Genomic DNA, 20,922 nt, shown 5'->3' on the forward strand with positions numbered 1-20,922 from the left:
ACATGGGAAAATCGGTCGTTCACAGGTGTTCGGATCGTGTAAAGGGCATGCTGACGGGGGTTACCGGCGAGTCCCACGGGTCCCGCAGGGGGGTCCGCGATGAGGTGGACGGGATGGAATCCTGGGACACCGCGACGACTGATGGGGGCGAGCATGTCCATGCTTAAAGGAGCCAATCTTCCGGTGTCCGCACCGGCGGTCCGGGTGGAATTGGGATGGAGTTCGGGACCGGGGGTGCCGGACGTCGATGCCTCGGCGCTCCTCCTTGTGTCGGGAAAAGTCCGTTCGGACGCGGATTTCGTCTTCTACAACCAGCCGGAACACGCGTCGGGAACCGTCCGCCACGAGGGTAAAAAGCCCGGTGGCGCCGGTATCACGGACACTCTCGCCGTCGATCTCACCCGGGTCGAACCCGCCGTCGAGCGGATTGTCCTGGCCGCCTCGGCCGACGGCGGCACCTTCGGCCGGGTACCGGAGCTGCGGGTGCGGCTCCTGGACGCGGTCTCGGGCGCCGAGATCGCGCGGTACGAGAGCCGGGACGCGACCGTCGAGACGGCGTTCGTCCTCGGCGAGCTGTACCGGCGTCAGGGCGGCTGGAAGTTCCGGGCGGTCGGCCAGGGGTACGGCAGCGGACTGGCGGGCCTGGCGACGGACTTCGGCATCTCCGTCGACGAACCCGTACCGGCCCCGGCCCCCGCGCCCCCGGCACCGGCCCGGGTGATCCCTCCGGCACCGGCCGCCGCGCCCGTCGTACCGCCGGCGCCCGCGCCCGTACGGCTGAGCAAGGTGACCCTGACGAAGGACGCGCCCTCCGTCTCCCTGGCGAAACAGGGCGGCACCTCGGGCGCGATGCGGGTCAACCTCAACTGGCAGGTGCGCAAACAGGTCAAGGGCTGGGGCGCCAAACTCGGCCGGGCCGTCGCCCTGCACGGCGATCTCGATCTCGACCTGTGCGCTCTCTACGAACTGACGGACGGCCGCAAAGGAGTTGTCCAGGCACTCGGCAATGCCTTCGGATCCGTCCACCAGCCGCCGTACATCCAACTCGACGGCGACGACCGCACCGGCGCGGTCTCCAGCGGTGAGAACCTCACCATCAACCTGGACCACAAGGACCGGCTGCGCCGCATTGTCATCTTCGTCACCATCTATGAAGGCGCCCGCAGTTTCGCGGATCTTGACGCGACGGTCACTCTTCAGCCACAGCACGGTGCCCCGATCGACTTCTCGCTCGGGGAATGCGCCGTTCCCTCGACGGTCTGCTCGCTGGCGCTGATCACCAATACCGGTTCGGATCTCGTCGTCCAGCGCGAAGCGCGTTTTCTCGTACCGGAACGAGGCGTCAGTCCGCAGCGCACCATCGATTACGCCTATGGCTGGGGCATGAACTGGACGCCCGGCAGGAAGTGACCTACGCCGTCCGGCCGTCAGCGGTCCGGCGCCGCCCGGGGACGCGCGTACGTCCGTCCTTTCCAGGCGGCGCCGCGGCCCCGGTAGTGCTGGACCGCCGAGCCGACCGTCATCAGCAGATAGAGCAGCGCCGTGAACGGCAGCAGCGGAGCCGTCCACGGCGAGAGCCGGTAGTAGCGCAGCATCGGGAGATACGTCCCCGTCATCACCGCCCACGCGGCGAGCCCCGGCCACCCCGCGCCCGCGTCCCCGTCGAACACCCAGACGCCCACCGCGACGGGCGGCGCCAGGTAGACCACGGCCAGCCCCACCACCGTCAGCAGGAGCACCAGCGGATTGTGGCCGAGCTGCGCGTACGCGCTGCGCGAGACCATCCGCCACAGATGGGCCAGCCGGGGGTACGGGCGCACACTGTCCACCCGGTCCGCCAGCCCCAGCCAGATCCGGCCCCCGCTCCGGCGTACCGCCCCGGCCAGCGACACGTCGTCGATCACGGCCTGATGGATCGACTCGGGCACCCGCGCCCGCTCGGCGGCCGTCGTACGCAGCAGTACGCAGCCACCGGCCGCCGCCGAGGTCCGTGCCCCGGGCCGGTTGATCCGGCGGAACGGGTAGAGCTGCGCGAAGAAGTACACGAACGCGGGGACGACGAGCTTCTCCCAGAAGCTGACCACCCGCAGCCGCGCCATCTGCGAGACCAGGTCGAGCCCGTGCGTCTCGGCGGCGGCCACCAGCTCCCGCAGGCTGTCCGGCTCATGGGCGATATCGGCGTCCGTGAGCAGCAGATACCGGGGGTCGTGCGCGCGGGCCAGCGCGATCCCGTGCCGCAGCGCCCACAGCTTCCCGGTCCAGCCGGGCCCCGGCTCCCCGGGCGAGGACACCGTCAGCGGCAGCCCGCCGTACCGCGCGGACAGTTCACGCGCCAGCGCGCCCGTACCGTCCCGGCTGCCGTCGTCCACGAGGAAGATCTCGGCCCGGCCCGGATAGACCTGCGCCAGCAGGGACGGCAGGGAGACGGGCAGCATGTCCGCCTCGTCCCGGGCGGGCACCACGACGGCGACGGACGGCCAGCACACCTCCGGCCCGTCCCGGTCGGGGCCGGCCGGCCGCCGCCCGCTCTCGTACGCGGCGCGCGCCGCGTCCCACCGGGGCAGCCGCTGGTCCGTGCGCCAGAAGAACCCCTGACCCAGCAACAGCCAGCCCCAGGCGGCCAGCGAACCGATGGCGATCCAGGCAATGGCGCTCATTCGCCGCAGTCTGCCCCACATCGGCGGGACCGCAAGGGCTGTCGACTATGGTGACCGGGTGAAGATCGCGCTCATGGACTCCGGAATCGGTCTGCTCGCGGCGGCCCACGAGGTCCGGCTGCTGAGCCCCGGTGCCGATCTCGTCCTCTCCTCCGACCCCGACGGGATGCCCTGGGGTCCCCGTACCCCGCAGGACGTCACCGGGCGCGCGCTGGCCGTCGCGCGGGCCGCCGCCGCGCACCGGCCGGACGCGCTGATCATCGCCTGCAACACCGCGACCGTCCACGCCCTGCCCACGCTCCGCGCCGTGCTGGAACCGGGGCTGCCGGTCATCGGCACGGTCCCGGCGATCAAGCCCGCGGCGGCCGAGGGGGAGCCCTTCGCGATCTGGGCGACCCCGGCCACCACCGGCAGCCCCTACCAGCGCGGGCTGATCCGGGACTTCGCCGCGTCCGCCGAGGTCACCGAAGTGCCGTGCCCCGGTCTCGCCGACGCCGTCGACCGCGCCGACGACGTGGCGATCGGCCGGGCGGTCGCCGCGGCGGCGGCGCTCACCCCGCCCGGGGTGAGGACCGTCGTCCTGGGCTGCACCCATTACGAACTGGTCGAGGAGCGCATCCGCGACGCCCTGCGGCGGCGCCCCGGATCGGCCGAGCCCGTCCTGCACGGCTCGGCGGGCGCGGTCGCCGCGCAGGCGCTGCGCCGCGCCGCGGGAAGCGCCCCCGCCGGCGCCCCCGACGCCCCGGCGGGCGGGCGGCTCACGGTGCTGCTCAGCGGGCGTGGGTCCACGCTCCCGGAGGCCGCGCTCGCGTACGCGCAGGGGCGGCTGCTCGCCACGGTCGGCCAGCCGCACTGACGGCGCCGTACGGCGGCGGGTGCCCGTCCGGCTCTTCCGGGGCCACCCCTCGCGCCGGATCCGATTACGCTGCTCGACATGAGGGAGCACCCCCGGCAGGAGGGCCAGGACGCCGAGCCCCTGCCCGAGACCTGGACCGGACGGGCCACCAACCGCGCGCAGTGGCTGCTCGCCACGGCGGGCGCGGCCTGTATCGCGCTCGGTGTCGAGCTGGCCGTCGAGTCGAGCTGGACGTCCGGGATCGCCGCCCTGCTGATGTCCGTCGTGGGCTGTGTCGCCGCGGGCCTGCTCATCCTCTTCGGCACCCTCGCCTTCGTCCATGTCGCGGTGGTCGTCGAGGGCGACTGTCTGGAGGTGCGCTGCGGTCATATGGGCCTGCCGCGCCGCCGTATCGAGCTGGACCAGGTCGTGGACGCCGACTTCGCCCCCCGGGTCACCCCCCGCCAGTGGGGAGGCTACGGCTACCGCTGGCGGCCCGAGAGGGGGACGGCCGTGGTGGTACGACGTGGGGAGGCCCTGGTCCTCACCCTGGGCGACGGCCGGACCTTCACGGTCACGGTGGACGACGCGGAGGCCGCGGTACGGATCATTCGCGACCGGCTGTCCCTCCGTACCGCACCCGGTGGCCGTACCGGACCCGGTGGCGCGGGCGTCTGAGCGCCGCCCGGCCGATCGGCCCCCGTCAGCCCGGCCGGGCCCGCAGCGGCCACTGCTCCCCGTGCTCCGCCGGGGTGGGGACGGTGGGGCGGCCGGGGGTGGGGCGGGCGGTGACCAGTCCGGCGAGCAGGCCCGCCCCCGCCGTCACCGTGGTGAAGCTCAGCGCGTTGCCCACACAGGCCAGCGCGGCCAGCGCCGTCAGCGCCGCCCCGGCCGTGAGGACCACCTGAGTGGAGCAGCGGGAGCGCCCGAGCGCGTACAGCAGCCAGCCGTAGACCGCGCCGAGCAGCGCCACCCCCACCATCCCCTGCTCGGCGGCGAACTGGAGCGGGGCCGAGTGCGGCTTGCCGTCGTTGTCGAGGGACTGCGCGGCGGCCTGGCTCAGCTCGCCGAAGCGGTCGGGGCCGACGCCCAGCAGCGGATGGTCCTTGGCCAGTTCGGCCGCGTCGTGCCACAGCAGCACCCGGTGCGGGGTGAGCTGGCCCGCCAGCGAGACGGCGAGCCCCTCCGGCAGCGCCTGCTCGGCCACCGCCCAGGAGGCGCCCGCCACCAGGGCCGTCACCAGCGCGAACCCGGCGAGCGCGGCCGGCCGCCGATGCATCCGGGCGGCGGCCAGCGAGCACAGCAGCACCCCGAGCGACGCGATGAGGCCGGTGCCGGAACCGAGGAGGGGAGCGGCGCCCGCGATCACCAGCGCCAGCAGCCGCAGCGCCGACCGGGTCCGCGGGCGCCGGGCCCCGGTGGCGGCGCAGCAGGCCGCGCCCGCCGCCAGCACCAGCAGCGCGGCGATCGCGCCCGAGTCGCCCGGCGGTGTGGCGACCGTCATGGCGGAGCCGAAATCCTCCCAGCTGGACGCGAACGCCCCGGCGAGCCCGGCGACCGCCAGGACCGACGCGGTGGCGACCGGCGCCAGGGAGCCGCCGATCCGGCCGCAGACGTACCCGGTGAGCGCGGCGAGCACCGCCAGCAGGACGCCCTCGGGCCGGCCGCCGCCGCTCGCCGCGCTGATCAGCGCCCAGAGCGCGCAGCAGCCGAGGAGCAGCGCGCCGGTGACGCCGGGGGCCCTGCCCCGTCCCCGGACTGTGCGGACTGCGGACCGTTCCGCCGGTGCGGCCACGGGATCGACCCCTCCGAGCTGTGACGTGCCCTGTCGCACAACGGCCGGATTCAGCCAGGTGGCAAGGTTTCACGCATACGGTATCGGCCGCGACGGGTGTTTGTGGAGGGAATGCGGAGAAACGTTTGCTCTGGGTGTGGGGACGCCGTGGCCGGATACCGGACGCGGTACGGACCGGCCGCGCGGCCGGTCCGTACCGCGGTGGAGCCCGGACGACCCGCGAAGAGGGGCCGTATGGCCTCTCCGTCACGCAGGTTCCCACCGTAGACTCCGCCAGGTGAGCGCCACGATCATCACCGTCGACACCCCTCCGTCCGCCCCCGGGCCCAGCGGCGGGCAGCGGCTGCCGAGACGGCTCGCCAGGCCGGCCGGGGCCGTCCTGTCCGGTGTGCTGCTCTACGCGAGCTTCCCGCCCCGCCCCCTGTGGTGGCTGGCCCTGCCCGGCTTCGCGCTGCTCGGCTGGAGCCTGTACGGGCGCCGGCTGCGCGCGGGCTTCGGCCTCGGCTACCTCGCCGGACTGGGGTTCCTGCTGCCGCTGCTGGTCTGGACGGGCGCCGAGGTGGGCCCCGTGCCCTGGCTCGGTCTGGTCGTCCTCGAATCGTTCTTCATCGCCCTGGCGGGCCTCGGTATCGCGGCCGTGTCCCGGCTGCCCGCGTGGCCGGTCTGGGCGGCGGCGGTCTGGATCGTCGGCGAGGCCGCCCGCTCCCGGGTGCCGTTCGGCGGCTTCCCCTGGGGCAAGATCGCCTTCGGCCAGGCGGACAGCTTCTTCCTGCCGCTCGCCGCGGTCGGCGGCACCCCGGTGCTCGGCTTCGCCGTCGTCCTGTGCGGCTTCGGGCTGTACGAGGCGGGGCGCCAGTTCCGCGCGTACCGGAGCACCGGCCGGGTGGCGCGGGGGGCCGTGGCCGCCGCGGCGGCCACCGTCCTGGTCCCCGTCGCGGGGGCGCTCGCCGCGCTGCCGCTGGTGAGCGACGAGGCGGAGAACGGCACCGCGACCGTCGCCGCGATCCAGGGCAACGTGCCGCGCGCCGGGCTCGACTTCAACTCCCAGCGCCGCGCGGTCCTCGACAACCACGTCCGGGTGACCGAGCGGCTCGCCGCCGAGGTGAAGGCGGGCAAGGAGCCCCAGCCGGACTTCGTCCTGTGGCCGGAGAACTCCTCCGATCTCGACCCGTACCGCAACCCCGACGCCCGGCTGGTGATCGACCGGGCCGTCAAGGCGATCGGCGTGCCCACCGTGGTCGGTACGGTGCTGTCGCCCGACACGGGCAAGCTGCGCAACACCCTGATCCAGTGGGACCCCGAGCGGGGCCCGGTGAACACGTACGACAAACGGCACGTCCAGCCGTTCGGCGAGTACATCCCGATGCGCTCCTTCGTCCGGCTCTTCAGCTCCGACGTCGACCGGGTCCGGCGCGACTTCGGGCCGGGGCACAAGGTGGGCGTCTTCGACCTCGCGGGCACCCGCGTCGGTCTGGTCACCTGCTTCGAGGCGGCCTTCGACAGCGATGTGCGGGACCCGGTCGACGCCGGTGCCGAACTCATCGCCGTCCCCAGCAACAACGCGACCTTCGACCGCAGCGAGATGACGTACCAGCAGCTGGCGATGTCGCGGGTCCGGGCGGTCGAGCACAGCAGGTCCGTGATCGTCCCGGCGACCAGCGGGGTCAGCGCGGTGATCCGTCCCGACGGGACGGTCGTACGGCAGACGGAGATGTTCACCCCGGCGGCGCTCGTCGAGAAGGTGCCGCTGCGCACCTCGCTCACCCCGGCCACCCGCCTCGGCGCACTGCCGGAGGCCCTGCTGGTGGCGGTCGCGTTCGGCGGGCTCGGCTGGGTGACGGCCCTCGTGGTACGCAACCGGCGCAGGTCCGCGGCCGGTTAGGGTCGGGGTCATGGGTACTCCTGACTTCATCAGCCGGATCCGGGCCACCGCGGGGCAGCAACTGCTCTGTCTGCCGGGGGTCAGCGCGATCGTGTTCGACGACGAGGGGCGTGTCCTGCTGGGGCGCCGGGCCGACACCGGACGCTGGTCGATCGTCGGCGGGATCCCCGACCCGGGGGAACAGCCCGCGGTCGCGGCGGTGCGCGAGGTGTACGAGGAGACCGCCGTGCACTGTGTGGCGGAGCGGGTCGTGCTGGTCCAGACACTGGACCCGATCACCTACCCCAACGGCGACGTGTGCCAGTTCACGGACACCACCTTCCGCTGCCGCGCGACCGGCGGCGAGGCACGGGTCAACGACGAGGAGTCGCTGGACGTGGGCTGGTTCCCGGTGGACGGGCTGCCCGAGCTGGAGGAGTTCGCGCTCTTCCGGATCAAGCAGGCGCTGACCGGGGGACCCGCCTGGTTCGAGCCCGCCTCGGGGTGACCGCCAGCGGACGAAGGCCGGTTCCGTCGTACGGAACCGGCCTTCGTCCGCTGGCGGCGGCGGGGGTCAGTGGTAGCGGACCGGGGGCTCCCAGGAGGGGGCCTGCGACGCCGCGTTCCAGTGGTTCATGATGCCGTTCCAGTCCATGTGCGCCGTGGTGGTGTTGTCCCACGGCGGGGTGTGCGGCGGGGCCTGCTGCCAGGACACATCGTCGTTGGGGCGCGGGTAGGGCACGCCCTGGGCCGTGGAGCCCCCGGGGGAGTGCGTCCCCTGATCCATCGGGGTGCCGTCGAGACGGCGGTGCCGGCCGGCCCGGTCCTCGTGCGGCGTGGGCTGGTTGAGCCGGCCCTCGGCGGACAGCTTCTGGGCGCGGGCGACCAGCTGGGACAGTTCGAGGCCGAACTCGGCCGCCAGCGCGGTCAGATCCAGCCCGGTGTGCCAGCCGCCCACCAGGACCGCGTCCAGCGCGATCGACCAGGCCGAGTCGGGGGCGGGCAGGGCGGCGGGCTGCGGGGGCTGGGCCGGGTGGGGCGGGTGGGGCGGGCCCTGCTGCGCGGCCCGCTCCGGCTGGACGGGCGGGCCCTGCTGCGCCGGCCGGTCGGTGCGCCCGTCCTCGGGCGGCCCGGCCGGGGTCTCCCGTACCTCGGTGGTGGCCGGGGGGTCGCCCGGTTCGACGGTGAGGAGGCATTCGGCGACCGTGCGGGCGTCGTCCTTGCCGACGGTACGCCGGGCGAGCCGCACCTCTCGTTCAGTGAGCCCGAGGAGATCCGCGACGGCTCCGTCGCTGCCGACGGTCACGGCGAAGGCGGCCAGCATCCGGGTCCTCGCCGCCTGCGCCTCATCGAGAACGCCCTGGGCGTCCCGCACTTGGTCGTCACTGCCACAGAACGCCACCGCAAGCACGGCGTGACGCTCCCACAGCTCTCTGGGTTCCATAACGGGCTCAACGTTCATTCGAGCCTTATGGGTTGTTTTACTTCCATACATCACTGGATTGGCTGTAATTGTCTATGATAGTCACTCTTGAAAATCACCCGGCACGCTGTCTTGACGTGCGTTTCCGGTGCGCGGAGACTCACGATCCACGGAGTCGGAGAGCGTCGGGCCGGAGCGTTGGAGAGCCGCGCGGTGGATACGCCGAGAGGTGGTGGCTCGTCCGTACCCCCGGGGTGAGCGCGGTGTTCGTGGCCGACGGCGGGACGGCCGGCGGTGCGCCACGGGCCGGAACACACCGACACACCGCACGCGGAGATACGGAGAATCATGTACGAGCTGCCCGGCCGGGTCCTCTTCGGTGCCGCCTACTACCACGAGTACCAGCCGTACGAGCGGCTCAAGGCCGACCTCGACCTCATGGCGGAGGCACACTTCTCGGTGATCCGTGTCGGCGAGTCCGTCTGGTCCACCTGGGAGCCCGAGAACGGCCGCTTCGACCTCGACTGGCTGGAGCCCGTCCTCGACGGCGCGCACGCCCGGGGGATCTCGGTGATCCTCGGCACCCCCACCTACGCGGTACCGCCGTGGCTCGCCCGGCTCTACCCGGAGATCGCGGGGGAGCGGAGAACGGGACAGCGCATCGGCTGGGGCGCCCGCCAGGAGGTCGACTTCACCCACGCGGCCTTCCGTTTCCACGCGGAGCGGGTCATCCGGAACGTCATCGGGCGCTACGCCGCCCACCCGGCGGTGATCGGCTTCCAGGTCGACAACGAACCCGGCGGTGAACTCCTGCACAACCACGGCGTCTTCCAGCGCTTCGTGGACGAACTGCGCGGCCAGTACGGCGATGTGGAGACCCTCAACCGCGCCTGGGGCCTGGTCTACTGGTCCCACCGGCTCGCCACCTGGGCCGATCTGTGGACCCCCGACAACAACATGCAGCCGCAGTACGACCTCGCCTGGCGGCGCTTCCAGGCGCGGCTGGTCACGGAGTTCATCGGCTGGCAGGCGGACATCGTCCGGGAGTACGCGAGCCGGGAGCAGTTCGTCACCACCTGCCTCTCCTACAGCAGGCCCGCCGTGGAGGACGACGCGCTGACCCGGCGCCTGGACATCACGGCGGGCAATCCGTACTACACGATGCAGGACGCGCTGGCCCTGCCCGAGGACGGCGATGCCGCCCGGCAGGACTGGACCAGCGAGGGCACCTGGGCGCTCTACCGCAGTGCCGACCGCATGTACTCCTCCCGCCAGGAGCCGTATCTCGTCACCGAGACCGACGCCCAGGCGATCAGCTATCCGTGGAACAACCGGCCCGCCTACGACGGCCAGTGGCGTCAGGCCGCCTGGGCGCTGGTCTCCCGGGGTGCCTCGATGATCGAGTACTGGCACTGGCACACACTGCACTACGGTACGGAGACCTACTGGGGCGGCATCCTCCCGCACAGCGGCAAGCCGGGCCGGATCTACCGCGAACTGGCCCGGATCGGCGCCGAGTTCGAGCGGGCGGGCGATCTCGTGGCCGCGCTCACCCCCGACGCCGACCTCGGTTTCCTCTATTCCCACCCCAGCAAGTGGGCGCTCCAGGCGCAGGTCCCGCTCGCCTCCCCGAGCGGTGACGGAGGCCCCGACCCCCGGGCGTACCAGGGGATCTTCGACCCGTTCTACCGGGGCGCCTTCGACGCCGGGCTCCAGGCGCGGATCCTGCACACCGGTCAGCTCGATGACGTCACACCGCCCTCGGTGCTGGTGGTCCCGGGCCACTACGTCTGCGACGACGCCACCCTCGACCGGCTTGCCGGCTACGCGGCGGCGGGCGGCCACCTCGTCCTCGGCCCCCGTACGGGCTACGCCGACGAGGAGGCCAGGGCCCGTACGGAGGTCCAGCCCGCGCGGCTCGCGGAGGCCGCCGGGGTGTCGTACGACGAGTTCAGCAATCTGGTCGAGCCGCTGCCGGTCGGCGGCGCGGGGACGCTGACGCTGGGGCCGGGCGCGCGGGCGACCCGCTGGGCGGACGGACTGACGGTGGCGGGCGCGGAGGTGCTCGCCGCCTACGCGCACCCGCACTTCGGCCGCTGGCCCGCCGTCACGACCCACCGCCACGGCGAGGGCCGGATCACCTGCGTCGGCACCGTCCCCGACCCGGCGTTCGCGAAGGCGCTGCTGCGCTGGGCCGTGTCGGTGGACGGTGCGGCGGACGGCCCCTGGCGGCTGCCGCACCCGAGCGTCACCTCGACCGGCGCGACCGCCAGGGACGGCCGCCGGGTCCGCTTCCTGCACAACTGGTCGTGGGACGAGGTGCCCGTGTCGCTGCCCGCCCCGGTCCATGACGCCCTGTCGGGGACGGAGCACCCGGCGGGCGAGGAGATACGGCTCGGCCCCTGGGACGTACGGGTGCTGGAGGAGCGCTGACGGCGGCGGGCGGCCGACGGGGCGCGCGGGTCAGCCGAAGGCGCCGCTGTACGCGTTGAGGGCGGGCTGGCCGCCCAGATGCGCGTACAGCACCGTGGAGTCCTCGCCGATCCCGCCGGTACGGACCAGATCCATCAGCCCGGCCATCGACTTGCCCTCGTACACCGGGTCGATGATCATCCCCTCCAGCCCGCCGGTCAGCCGGATCGCGTCCAGCGTCGACTGGACGGGGATGCCGTACGTGTCCCCGGCCCAACCCTCCAGCACGGTGATCTCGTCGTCGCGCAGCTCACGGCCGAGGCCGATCAGCTCGGCGGTGTGCCGGGCTATCCGGCCGACCTGGTCGCGGGTCTCCTCGATGGTGGCGGACGCGTCGATGCCGATGACCCGGCGCGGACGGTCCTGCCCGGCGAATCCGGCGATCATCCCGGCGTGGGTGGAGCCGGTGACCGTACAGACGACGACGGTGTCGAAGAAGACACCGAGCTCGGCCTCCTGGCGCTCCACCTCGTACGCCCAGTTGGCGAAGCCGAGCCCGCCGAGCCGGTGTTCGGAGGCGCCGGCCGGGATCGCGTAGGGCGTGCCGCCCTCGGCGCGCACCTCGTCCAGCGCCTGCTGCCAGGAGTCCTTGATCCCGATGCCGAAACCGGCCGGGTCGAGCCGTACGTCGGCGCCCATGATGCGGGACAGCAGGATGTTGCCGACCTTGTCGTTCACCGAGTCCGGCCAGTCGACCCACTTCTCCTGGACGAGCCGGGCCTTGAGGCCGAGATGGGCGGCGACGGCGGCGACCTGGCGGGTGTGGTTCGACTGGTAGCCGCCGATCGACACGAGCGTGTCCGCGCCCTGGGCGAGGATGTCGGGGACGATGTACTCCAGCTTGCGGGTCTTGTTGCCGCCGTAGGCGAGCCCGGAGTTGCAGTCCTCGCGCTTGGCCCAGATCCGGGCGCCGCCGAGATGGTCGGAGAGCCGGTCCAGCGGGTGCACCGGGCTGGGGCCGAAGAGCAGCGGATAGCGGTCGAAGTCCTGGATGGCCACGGGGGTCCTTGTCTGTCGGGGCTGTCGCTCCCCGGGGCTGTCCCCGGAGGCTTCTCAGAGAGGCTTTCGCGGGGAGGGGTTTTCCCGGTGGGTGTGGACCAGTCCGTGGCCACCGGAGACGGTCGGCTCCGGGTCCTCGTCGGCCAGGGTCATCCAGGTCGTGTGCGCCACCCGCGCGGCGGTCTCGGCCTCACCCGCCACACAGGCGTCGATCATCCGGTGGTGCAGCAGGACGGAGTCGAGCCCCGCCTCGGAGGAGAACCGCAGCAGCTCGACCCGGCGCAGCAGCGGGGAGTACTGCTCCAGGACCTCGGTGACCACGGTGTTCGCCGCGGCCGTCACATACACCTGGTGCAGCGCGTCGTCGGCCGCCAGCGCCGCCGCCGTGTCCCCGCGCTCCAGCGCCTCGGCGAACGCCTCGTTGTACGCGCGCATCGCCGCGATCCGGTCCGGGGTGAGTACGGGCGTGGCCAGCTGGACGGCGAGTGCGTGCACCGCCGCCACCACGGGCTGGGCGTCCCGGACGACCCGCGCGTCCAGCGCGCTGACGGTGGTGGACTGCCCGGGACGGGTGACCACCAGACCGCTGCGCTCCAGCCGCATCAGCGCCTCGCGGATCGGGGTCCGGCTCACCCCGATCCAGCTCTGCAACTCGCTCTCGCGCAGCTGCTCGCCGGGGCGCAACGTTCCGTCGACGATGGCGTCCCGCAGGGCGATGAAGGCGCGGTCCCGCAACAGGACCCGGGCGGTGAGCGGGGCGGTGGGTACAGGCATGCAATATATTGCATGGCTGGGCGCGGGTTCTGTCAAGAGCCCGTGGCACCCGCTCGGCCGGACTCCGGGGGCCAGACTCCCGCCGCCAGCACGCCCGTTGCGTACGCGCGGGCCACCAGCGCCGTCCTGTTGCGCACGCCCCAGCGCCGGGACAGCCGCCGCAGGTGGTAGTTGACCCCGTCGACGCCGAGCCCGACCTCCCGGGCGGTCTGCGCGGTGGTGGAGCCGCCCGCCAGCAGCGCGAGGATCCGCTTCTCGGTCGCGCCGACCTCCCGCGCGCCGGTGGCCGGCGGCTCCTGGCTCTCCCGCTCCTCCCGTACCCGCAGGAACAGCAGGAGTACGGGGAGGTCGTCCGGCCCGTCGCCGAGCAGATCGATCGTCAGCTCGCCGTGCCGCTCCCCGCCGCCCGCCGCCGACCAGGACACCTCGACCGGATACCGGGACCTGCGGCCGTGCCGTACCGCCTCGGCGATCGGCCGCAGCCGCTCCCGGCCCGCCGTACGGAAGAGACCGAGCGCGCGCTCCCCGCGCAGCCGCGAGGGGAGCGCGCCCCACTCGGAGGCCATCGCCGGGTTCGCCATCAGGACGACGCCCTCCTGATCGCAGAGCGCGACCGGTATCGGAAGCCGGTCGAACAGCAGGAACGCGCGGTTGCGCCAGGCGACCGTGTCGCCCTGCCAGAGCTCGGGCGGCGCCTTCCGCCGGGGAAGCGGGTTGTCGTCCGGCTCGTCCGGCTCGTTCGTCCGGGGGTTCATGGGCGCCGCTCCTGTCCGTTCCGGGGCCGTCGTGTCCTGCCACACGGAGCCTCCCGGTGCAAGGCTCACGCGCGGTCGGACACTACAGAAACATGTAGTGGTGGTGCTGCCCAAGGCTCCTCGGCGGGGTCAGGGTTGAAGGAGCCTCGCTCCTCACAGCACAGCGAAAGGTGATCATCCGTATGACCGAGACCCTGCTCCCCGCATGGACCGGAACCCCCGACGCGGACCTCGGAGCCGCCCCCGCCCCCGCCCCCGTACCCGTCATCGACATCTCGGACAGCGATCCGGACGCCGTGCCCATCGTGTTCCAGATGGAGCTGCTCCGGCGTCACGGCTCCCCCCTCGTGCTGCGCCGGTACGGACGGGATCTCACCCTGGTCGGCGACCTCGGCCTGGTCACGGAACTCGCGGACGAACAGAGGTTCGGCAAGCTGGTCGGCTCCGCGCTGGAGAACGTCAGGGAGTTCGTCGCGGACGGCCTGTTCACCGCGTACCACCACGAACCCAACTGGCGCAAGGCGCACGACATCCTGCTGCCCGCGTTCTCGCTGGGCGCCATGCGCACCTACCACCCGGTGATGCTGAAGGTCGCCCGCCGGGTGCTCGACTCCTGGGACCGGGGCGCCGCCTCGGCCACCCCGGTGGACGTCGCCGACGACATGACCCGGATGACCCTGGACACCATCGGACTGGCCGGATTCGGGTTCGACTTCGGCTCCTTCGAGCAGGAGGGCACCCACCCCTTCGTCGCCGCCATGGTCCGCTGTCTGGACTGGGCCATGACCAAGCTCGGCCGCGCGCCGGGCACCGACCACACCGCGCGCGACGAGGCGTTCCGCGCGGACGCCGCCCATCTCGCCTCGGTGGTCGACGAGGTCATCGCAGCCCGTACGGCCACGGGCACCGCCCCCGGCGAGGAGGTCCAGGACCTGTTGGGGCTGATGCTCACCGAGACGCACCCCTCGGACGGCTCCCCGCTCGACCTGGAGAACATCCGCAACCAGGTCATCACCTTTCTGATCGCCGGTCATGAGACCACCTCGGGCGCGCTGTCCTTCGCCCTGTACCACCTGCTCAAGAACCCCGCCGCGCTGCGGCTGGTCCAGCGCGAGACGGACGAGCTGTGGGGGGACACCGCCGACCCCGAGCCCAGCTACGAGGACGTCGGCCGACTGCGCTACACCCGGCAGGTGCTGAGCGAGGCGCTGCGGCTGTCGCCCACGGCGCCGGGCTTCCAGCGCCAGGCGCGCGAGGACACCGTCCTGGGCGGCCGGATTCCGCTGCGCGCGGGCGAGGGCGTCCTGGTCGTACCGGAGATGCTGCACCGCGACCCGGTCTGGGGCGACAACCCCGACCTGTTCGACCCCGCCCGCTTCGGCCCCGAGGCGGAGGCGGCCCGCCCGCCGCACGCGTACAAGCCGTTCGGCACCGGTGAACGTGCCTGCATCGGGCGGCAGTTCGCGCTGCACGAGGCCACCATGCTGCTGGGCATGCTGGCCCACCGCTACCGGCTGATCGACCAGGACGACTACCGGCTGAGGATCAAGCAGACGCTCACCATCAAGCCCGAGGGCTTCACCCTCACACCGGTCCGCCGCACCCCCGAGGACCGGGCCGCCAACCGCTCCGCGCTGCCCGCCGCCGTGGCGCGGTCCGCGCCCGAGGCCGTCCAGGACGGGGACGACCGGCTGCCCGTCCGGGTGCGGCGCGCCACCGGGCTGCTGCTCCTGCACGGCTCCAACTACGGGACCTGCCGCGACTTCGCGGGCCGGCTCGGGGCGATGGCCACCGGGATCGGCTGCGCCACCGCCGTCGCGCCCCTCGACGACCACGCGGGCGCGCTGCCCACCGACCGGCCCGTCGTCATCGTCGCCGCCTCCTACAACGGCCAGCCCACCGACGACGCGGTGGCCTTCCTGCGCTGGCTGGAGAGCGCGGAACCGGGCGCGGCGGCCGGGGTCGGCTACGCCGTACTCGGGGTCGGGGACCGCAACTGGCCCGCCACCTACCAGCGCGTCCCCACCCTCATCGACGACCGGCTCGCCGCGCTCGGCGCGACCCGGCTCACGGAGCGCGCCGAGGCCGACGCCTCCGGGGACCTGCCCGCCGCCGTGGCCGCCTTCACCACCGCGCTGCGCGGGGCGCTCCTGGCGCGGTACGGAGACCCCGAGGCCGTCGCGGACGCGGCGGACGGCGCGGAGCCCGCGTACACCGTCACCGAGATCACCGGCGGCCCGCTCGACGCGTCGGCCGCCCGCCACGGCATGGTCCCGATGACCGTCACGGAGAGCGCCGACCTCACCGGGCCCGGCCATCCGCGCGTCAAGCGCTTCGTACGTCTCGCCCTGCCCGAGGGGACGGAGTACCGCACCGGCGACCATCTCACCGTGCTCCCGGCCAACGACGCCCGGCTCGTCGACCGCGCCGCCGCGCTCCTCGGCGCCGACCCGGACACCGTCCTGAACATCACGCCCGGCAGGACCGGCGGCGCGCGCGGGATCCCCGTCGACCGGCCCCTGACGGTACGCGAACTCCTCACCCGCCACGTCGAACTCCAGGACCGGCCCACCGCCGGGCAGTTCGCCGCGCTGGCCCGGCTCAACCCCTGCCCGCCCGAGCGCCACGCCCTGCTCGCGCTCGCCGAGGACGCGGCGGCGCGCGCCGCCGACCACCGCACCCTGCTCGACCTCGTCGAGGACCACCCCGCCCTGCGGACGGCCCTGACCTGGCCCGTACTGCTGGAGCTGCTGCCCGCGACCCGGCCCCGGCACTACTCCGTCTCGTCGACGCCGGTGACCGCCCCGCGCCACGCCGACCTGATGGTCTCCGTGCCGGCCGGCCCCGCGCGGGGCACCGGCTCGGGGTACCTCGCCTCCGTACGGCCCGGGGACACCGTGCTCGGCCGTGTCCAGCCGTGCCGTGAGGCGTTCCGGGTCGTCCACGACGCCACCACCCCGGTCGTCATGATCGCCGCGGGCACCGGTCTCGCCCCCTTCCGGGGCGCCGTCGCGGAGCGCCGCGCGCTGGCCGACGCGGGGCACCGGCTCGCGCCCGCGCTGCTCTACTTCGGCTGCGAGGCCCCGGACGTGGACTATCTGTACGCCGACGAGCTGCGCGCGGCCGAGCGGGCCGGGGCCGTCCGGCTGCGGCCGGTCTTCAGCGCCGCCCCCGTCGACGGCCACCGGTACGTCCAGCACCGGGTGGCCGCCGAGGCCGACGAGCTGTGGGGCCTGCTGGAGTCGGGCGCCCGCGTCCATGTCTGCGGCGACGGGGCCGGGATGGCCCCCGGGGTCCGCGCGGCCTTCCGGGCGCTCCACGTACGCAACACCCCGGGCGCCGACGACACCGCCGCCCACGACTGGCTCCAGGAGCTGGCCGCGGGGGGCCGGTACGTCGAGGACGTCTACGCGGGCCGGGACAGCGGGTGATGTACGCGTAAAACTTTATCCGGTATCTACACAAAAGCCTGGAAAGCGGGCAGACTGGGGAGGGTACGGATCGATTCCGGCGGATCGGTTTTCCGCTTCCGCGCTGACACGCTTCCGGGCTTCCGGGCTTCCGCGACGGATCGATCTCCGTACGACAACGCGGTCGGACTTGCGTGAACGAAGGAGGCGAGTCGTATGGCCGACGTCTCACACAGCAGGGGGACCAGAGGAGATCTCTCCGGCCACCCCGACGTTCCCGAGATGCGCGAGCGTTACGCGCGCATGCTCGGCGGACGCGACATGACGGCGATGGCGGGACCGGTCTTCCTGGTCGGTCTGTTCTGTGCCCTGTCGCCCTGGATCATCCACTTCACCGGCAGCCAGCCGGCCCTGGCGACCCACAACCTGATCATGGGAGTCGCGCTCACCGTCCTGGCGCTCGGTTTCACCTTCGCCCCGGCCAGGATGGTCGGCCTGAGCGCCGCCATGTGCGCCATGGGCGTATGGATGATCATCGCGCCATGGATCGTGGGCAGCGGCCCCGACAAGGGCGTCATCTGGAGCAACGCCATCATCGGCGGGCTCACCTTCCTGCTGGGCCTGGCCTGTGCGGGAGCGGCGGTCAGAAGCGGCAGAAGGAGTGTGAACCGGGCAGTGTGAACCCGGGCGTCCGATCCGGGCAGTGTGATCCCGGAACCATCCCCTGCGAAAGAGCGTGAGTCGAAGCGCGCGAGACCGGCGGCCGGTCCGTCCCGAGCGGACCGGCCGCCCCCTGCCCGGTCGGCCCCTGCCGGGCGGTGATCTCTGACAGGGTGGGGGCATGCAGGAAGTAACGACCACCGAACTCACCGATCTCGTCGACGCGTTCCTCGACGGACCCCGCCCCCTGCCCATCGTCCAGGCCGGTGACCCGGTGCTGCGGCGCCGCTCCGTCGGGTACGAGGGACAGCTGGGCGACGCCCGGCTGGCGCGCCTGATCGAGGCCATGCGCGAGACGATGCGCGCCGCCCCCGGGGTGGGGCTGGCGGCGCCGCAGGTGGGGATCCCGCTGCGGCTCGCGGTGCTGGAGGATCCGGCCGAGGTCCCCGAGGAGGTGGCCCGCGCGCGCGGCCGGGTCCCGGTGGCCTTCCGCGTCCTGGTCAACCCGTCGTACGAGCCGGTGGGGGAGGGGCGGGCCGCGTTCTTCGAGGGCTGCCTCAGCGTTTCCGGCTGGCAGGCGGTGGTGGCCCGGCACGCGAGGATCCGGCTGCGCGCGCGGGACGAGCGGGGGCGGGAGCTGGACGAGGAGTTCGCGGGGTGGCCCGCGCGGATCGTCCAGCACGAGACGGACCATCTCGACGGCACACTCTATCTGGACCTGGCCGAGACCCGGTCGCTGTCCGCCGCGCGTCATATGGCCGAGCGCTGGTCGCAGCCCAGCCCGGTGAAGGCGGCCGAGGAGCTGGGTTTCCCGCTCCCGGGGTGACCGGCGGGCGGCAGCCCGTACCGTACCGCATCCGGAACACACCGACAGCACACCGACAACGCGTGCGCACACCGACAGTGCCGCCCGGGGCATCGCAGGCCATGGGCGGTGTTCGCTGTTCACCGTCGATTTTGCCGGTGGGTGAGGTGTGAGCAGCCTGTTTGTATCTCTTCACCCCTCTTGACAGTGTTCCCCCGGGGGAATCAGGATGCCCGGGTGAACCTGTCAGACAGCCAGACAGCTGGCGAGGTGCCCCGACGGATCAGCGCCATGGAAGCGGTGCTGAACCATCTGCGTGGCGCGATCGAGCGGGGCGAGTACGCGGTCGGGGCGAAACTGCCCTCGGAGGCGGAGCTCTGCCGCCGCCTGGAAGTGAGCCGTCCCGTACTCCGGGAGTCGCTGCGTGCTCTGCAGACGATGGGACTCACGGTATCGCGGACCGGAAAGGGCACGTTCGTCGTGTCCAACGGTCCGGTGGAGAATCCGACCTTCGGCGGCTACACTGCGCGCGACCTCCTGGAGGTCCGTCGGCACGTGGAGATCCCGGTGGCCGGTTACGCGGCGGTGCGCCGTACCCCCGAGGACCTCGACGGGCTGGCACATCTGATGGAGCGGATGGAGCGGGAGACCGACACCACCGCGTGGGTGGCGATGGACACCCTCTTCCATCTGGCTGTCGCCAAAGCGGCCCAGAACCCTGTCTTCCGCAGGGTCATCGAGGAGATCCGCGACGCGCTGGCCAGCCAGTCCGCGTTCCTCAACGAGCTGGGCAACGAACGCGGCGGACGGCGTGAGCAGTCCAACCAGGAACACCGGGCGATCGTCGACGCCCTGGTCGACCGGTCCGAGCGGGACGCGGTGGGGGCCATGACCCACCACCTCGCACGCGTCGAGTCGACGCTGACCACCATCGTGCGGTCCCAGCACTGCACGAACACCCCCCGAGAAGGCGAAGACCAGGCGTGAGCGAGATCCTCCAGCAGACCGGGCCCGAGAAACCACAGCACGGCCAGGACGCCGCGCATGTGGACGCCGGTGACGTCGGCTACAGCAAGACCCTGAAGTCCCGGCACGTCAACATGATCGCCATCGGCGGAGCCATCGGTACCGGGCTCTTCCTCGGCGCCGGCGGCCGGCTCGCCAGCGCCGGTCCCTCCCTCGCCATCGCCTACGCGGTCTGCGGTCTCTTCGCCTTCCTCGTGGTGCGGGCGCTGGGCGAGCTGGTACTGCACCGGCCGTCCTCCGGGGCGTTCGTCAGCTACGCCCGTGAGTTCATGGGGGAGAAAGGCGCGTTCGTCGCGGGCTGGATGTACTTCCTGAACTGGGCGACCACCGGAATCGCCGACATCACGGCGGTGGCGGTGTACACCCACTACTGGGGCATGTTCACCGATGTCCCGCAGTGGGTGATCGCGCTGGTCGCGCTCGCGGTCGTGCTGACCGTCAACCTGATCTCCGTGCGGATCTTCGGCGAACTCGAGTTCTGGTTCGCGATCATCAAGGTCGGCGCACTGGTCCTGTTCATGCTGATCGGTATCTTCCTGCTGGTCACCCAGCACCCGATCGACGGCCACACCCCCGGCCCCGCGCTGATCACCGACAACGGCGGTATCTTCCCGTCGGGTCTCTTCCCGATGCTGCTGGTCATCCAGGGTGTCGTCTTCGCGTACGCCTCCGTCGAGCTGGTCGGTGTCACGGCGGGCGAGACCGCCGAGCCCGAGAAGATCATGCCGAAGGCGATCAACTCGATCATGTGGCGTGTGGCGCTCTTCTACGTCGGCTCGGTCATCCTGCTGACGATGCTGCTGCCCTGGAACAAGTACTCGGGCGACGAGAGCCCCTTCGTGACCGTGCTCTCCAACATCGGGGTCCCCGCCGCCGGCGGTGTGATGAACCTCGTCGTCCTCACCGCGGCGATGTCCAGCCTCAACTCCGGGCTCTACTCCACCGGACGCATCCTGCGCTCCATGTCGATGTCCGGATCCGCGCCCAAGTTCACCGGTGTGATGAGCCGCAGCCAGGTCCCCTACGGCGGCATCCTGCTGACGTCCTCGATCTGTGTGCTCGGCGTGGGCCTCAACTTCGTCGTCCCCAAGGACGCGTTCGAGATCGTCCTCAACTTCGCGGCGATCGGCATCCTGTGCACCTGGGGCATGATCATGCTCTGCCACCTGCTCTTCTGGCGCAGGACCCAGGAGGGCAAGCTCTCCCGCCCCGGCTACCAGCTGCCCGGCTCGCCGTGGACCGAGATCATCACGCTGATCTTCCTCTCCTCCGTACTGGTGCTGATGTACGCGGACGGCGGCGCGGGCCGTACGACCATCCTGTCCCTGCCGGTGATCATCGCGGCCCTGGTCGGCGGCTGGTTCCTGGTCCGGGGCCGGGTCGGGACCATCCGGGACGAGGCGGCGCGCGACCGGGCCGGCCGTCCTTCCGAGAACACCGAGAGCTGATA

Annotated in this window: 17 protein-coding genes; 11 read left to right on the forward strand and 6 right to left on the reverse strand. The window is 72.5% G+C overall.

What is annotated here, in order from left to right:
• The first annotated feature begins 141 nt into the window (after positions 1 to 141).
• Positions 142 to 1,410, forward strand: a complete 1,269-nt coding sequence (locus tag ACIP8W_RS11230; RefSeq protein WP_402149922.1) for a TerD family protein — start codon at positions 142 to 144, stop codon at positions 1,408 to 1,410.
• Positions 1,411 to 1,427: 17 nt separating this feature from the next.
• Here ACIP8W_RS11230 and ACIP8W_RS11235 read toward each other — a convergent pair whose 3' ends face one another.
• Positions 1,428 to 2,657, reverse strand: a complete 1,230-nt coding sequence (locus tag ACIP8W_RS11235; RefSeq protein ID WP_401947897.1) for a glycosyltransferase — start codon at positions 2,655 to 2,657, stop codon at positions 1,428 to 1,430.
• A 58-nt stretch (positions 2,658 to 2,715) separates the two neighbouring features.
• Here ACIP8W_RS11235 and ACIP8W_RS11240 point away from each other — a divergent pair, with 58 nt between their 5' ends.
• Positions 2,716 to 3,513 carry a glutamate racemase gene (locus tag ACIP8W_RS11240; RefSeq protein ID WP_402149919.1) on the forward strand — a complete coding sequence of 266 codons (798 nt, stop codon included), beginning with the start codon at positions 2,716 to 2,718 and terminating at the stop codon, positions 3,511 to 3,513.
• 78 nt (positions 3,514 to 3,591) lie between these two features.
• A complete protein-coding gene (locus ACIP8W_RS11245; RefSeq protein ID WP_402149917.1) occupies positions 3,592 to 4,170 on the forward strand; it encodes a hypothetical protein in 579 nt (192 codons plus the stop codon).
• A gap of 25 nt (positions 4,171 to 4,195) precedes the next feature.
• On the opposite strand, the gene ACIP8W_RS11250 is transcribed toward ACIP8W_RS11245, so the two are convergent.
• On the reverse strand, positions 4,196 to 5,287 hold the full coding sequence (locus ACIP8W_RS11250) for an O-antigen ligase family protein (RefSeq protein ID WP_402202735.1): 1,092 nt from the start codon (positions 5,285 to 5,287) through the stop codon (positions 4,196 to 4,198).
• 277 nt (positions 5,288 to 5,564) lie between these two features.
• Between ACIP8W_RS11250 and lnt the strand changes: the two genes are divergently transcribed.
• Positions 5,565 to 7,169 carry an apolipoprotein N-acyltransferase gene (gene lnt / locus ACIP8W_RS11255; RefSeq protein ID WP_401947906.1) on the forward strand — a complete coding sequence of 535 codons (1,605 nt, stop codon included), beginning with the start codon at positions 5,565 to 5,567 and terminating at the stop codon, positions 7,167 to 7,169.
• Positions 7,170 to 7,179: 10 nt separating this feature from the next.
• Entirely contained in the window at positions 7,180 to 7,656 is a 477-nt protein-coding gene (locus ACIP8W_RS11260) for an NUDIX hydrolase (RefSeq protein ID WP_401947908.1), read from the forward strand.
• Between the two features lie 66 nt (positions 7,657 to 7,722).
• Here the strand turns inward: ACIP8W_RS11260 and ACIP8W_RS11265 are convergent, their stop codons facing one another.
• Positions 7,723 to 8,592: a hypothetical protein gene (locus tag ACIP8W_RS11265; RefSeq protein ID WP_402202737.1), complete on the reverse strand. Its 870-nt coding sequence runs from the start codon at positions 8,590 to 8,592 to the stop codon at positions 7,723 to 7,725.
• 327 nt (positions 8,593 to 8,919) lie between these two features.
• On the opposite strand from ACIP8W_RS11265, the gene ACIP8W_RS11270 reads away from it, so the two are divergent.
• Positions 8,920 to 11,004 (forward strand): beta-galactosidase, encoded by a 2,085-nt coding sequence (locus ACIP8W_RS11270; protein WP_402149909.1) that lies wholly within the window; start codon positions 8,920 to 8,922, stop codon positions 11,002 to 11,004.
• Between the two features lie 30 nt (positions 11,005 to 11,034).
• On the opposite strand, the gene ACIP8W_RS11275 is transcribed toward ACIP8W_RS11270, so the two are convergent.
• The 3 genes from ACIP8W_RS11275 to ACIP8W_RS11285 are packed head-to-tail and all read right to left on the reverse strand — an operon-like array spanning position 11,035 to position 13,571.
• Positions 11,035 to 12,042, reverse strand: a complete 1,008-nt coding sequence (locus ACIP8W_RS11275) for a 1-aminocyclopropane-1-carboxylate deaminase (protein WP_401947916.1) — start codon at positions 12,040 to 12,042, stop codon at positions 11,035 to 11,037.
• Positions 12,043 to 12,096: 54 nt separating this feature from the next.
• On the reverse strand, positions 12,097 to 12,816 hold the full coding sequence (locus ACIP8W_RS11280; RefSeq protein ID WP_401947918.1) for a GntR family transcriptional regulator: 720 nt from the start codon (positions 12,814 to 12,816) through the stop codon (positions 12,097 to 12,099).
• A 32-nt stretch (positions 12,817 to 12,848) separates the two neighbouring features.
• The gene (locus ACIP8W_RS11285; protein WP_402202739.1) at positions 12,849 to 13,571 is read right to left on the reverse strand and encodes a helix-turn-helix transcriptional regulator; all 723 of its coding nucleotides are present in this window, start codon (positions 13,569 to 13,571) and stop codon (positions 12,849 to 12,851) included.
• A 182-nt stretch (positions 13,572 to 13,753) separates the two neighbouring features.
• On the opposite strand from ACIP8W_RS11285, the gene ACIP8W_RS11290 reads away from it, so the two are divergent.
• The 5 genes from ACIP8W_RS11290 to ACIP8W_RS11310 all read left to right on the forward strand — a co-directional run bounded on the left by ACIP8W_RS11290 (position 13,754) and on the right by ACIP8W_RS11310 (position 20,920).
• On the forward strand, positions 13,754 to 17,002 hold the full coding sequence (locus ACIP8W_RS11290) for a bifunctional cytochrome P450/NADPH--P450 reductase (RefSeq protein ID WP_402202741.1): 3,249 nt from the start codon (positions 13,754 to 13,756) through the stop codon (positions 17,000 to 17,002).
• Between the two features lie 195 nt (positions 17,003 to 17,197).
• Positions 17,198 to 17,662, forward strand: a complete 465-nt coding sequence (locus ACIP8W_RS11295) for an SPW repeat protein (RefSeq protein ID WP_401947927.1) — start codon at positions 17,198 to 17,200, stop codon at positions 17,660 to 17,662.
• A gap of 160 nt (positions 17,663 to 17,822) precedes the next feature.
• Entirely contained in the window at positions 17,823 to 18,467 is a 645-nt protein-coding gene (locus ACIP8W_RS11300; RefSeq protein WP_401947929.1) for a peptide deformylase, read from the forward strand.
• Between the two features lie 216 nt (positions 18,468 to 18,683).
• The gene (locus ACIP8W_RS11305; protein WP_401947931.1) at positions 18,684 to 19,433 is read left to right on the forward strand and encodes a FadR/GntR family transcriptional regulator; all 750 of its coding nucleotides are present in this window, start codon (positions 18,684 to 18,686) and stop codon (positions 19,431 to 19,433) included.
• A complete protein-coding gene (locus ACIP8W_RS11310) occupies positions 19,430 to 20,920 on the forward strand; it encodes an amino acid permease (RefSeq protein WP_401947933.1) in 1,491 nt (496 codons plus the stop codon). Before ACIP8W_RS11305 ends, ACIP8W_RS11310 begins: the two co-directional genes overlap by 4 nt.
• Positions 20,921 to 20,922 lie beyond the last annotated feature (2 nt).

The organism is Streptomyces sp. NPDC088554 (assembly GCF_044752945.1).
Taxonomy (GTDB): Bacteria; Actinomycetota; Actinomycetes; order Streptomycetales; family Streptomycetaceae; genus Streptomyces.

What these genes read in the sequence shown, in the direction of transcription:
- ACIP8W_RS11290 (WP_402202741.1), top strand. Translation starts at nt 13,754, where the DNA reads ATGACCGAGACCCTGCTCCCCGCATGGACCGGAACCCCCGACGCGGAC.
- ACIP8W_RS11245 (WP_402149917.1), top strand. Translation starts at nt 3,592, where the DNA reads ATGAGGGAGCACCCCCGGCAGGAGGGCCAGGACGCCGAGCCCCTGCCC.
- ACIP8W_RS11285 (WP_402202739.1), bottom strand. Translation starts at nt 13,571, where the DNA reads ATGAACCCCCGGACGAACGAGCCGGACGAGCCGGACGACAACCCGCTT.
- ACIP8W_RS11300 (WP_401947929.1), top strand. Translation starts at nt 17,823, where the DNA reads ATGCAGGAAGTAACGACCACCGAACTCACCGATCTCGTCGACGCGTTC.
- ACIP8W_RS11230 (WP_402149922.1), top strand. Translation starts at nt 142, where the DNA reads ATGGGGGCGAGCATGTCCATGCTTAAAGGAGCCAATCTTCCGGTGTCC.
- ACIP8W_RS11295 (WP_401947927.1), top strand. Translation starts at nt 17,198, where the DNA reads ATGGCCGACGTCTCACACAGCAGGGGGACCAGAGGAGATCTCTCCGGC.
- ACIP8W_RS11265 (WP_402202737.1), bottom strand. Translation starts at nt 8,592, where the DNA reads ATGGAACCCAGAGAGCTGTGGGAGCGTCACGCCGTGCTTGCGGTGGCG.
- ACIP8W_RS11280 (WP_401947918.1), bottom strand. Translation starts at nt 12,816, where the DNA reads ATGCCTGTACCCACCGCCCCGCTCACCGCCCGGGTCCTGTTGCGGGAC.
- ACIP8W_RS11270 (WP_402149909.1), top strand. Translation starts at nt 8,920, where the DNA reads ATGTACGAGCTGCCCGGCCGGGTCCTCTTCGGTGCCGCCTACTACCAC.
- ACIP8W_RS11260 (WP_401947908.1), top strand. Translation starts at nt 7,180, where the DNA reads ATGGGTACTCCTGACTTCATCAGCCGGATCCGGGCCACCGCGGGGCAG.
- ACIP8W_RS11235 (WP_401947897.1), bottom strand. Translation starts at nt 2,657, where the DNA reads ATGAGCGCCATTGCCTGGATCGCCATCGGTTCGCTGGCCGCCTGGGGC.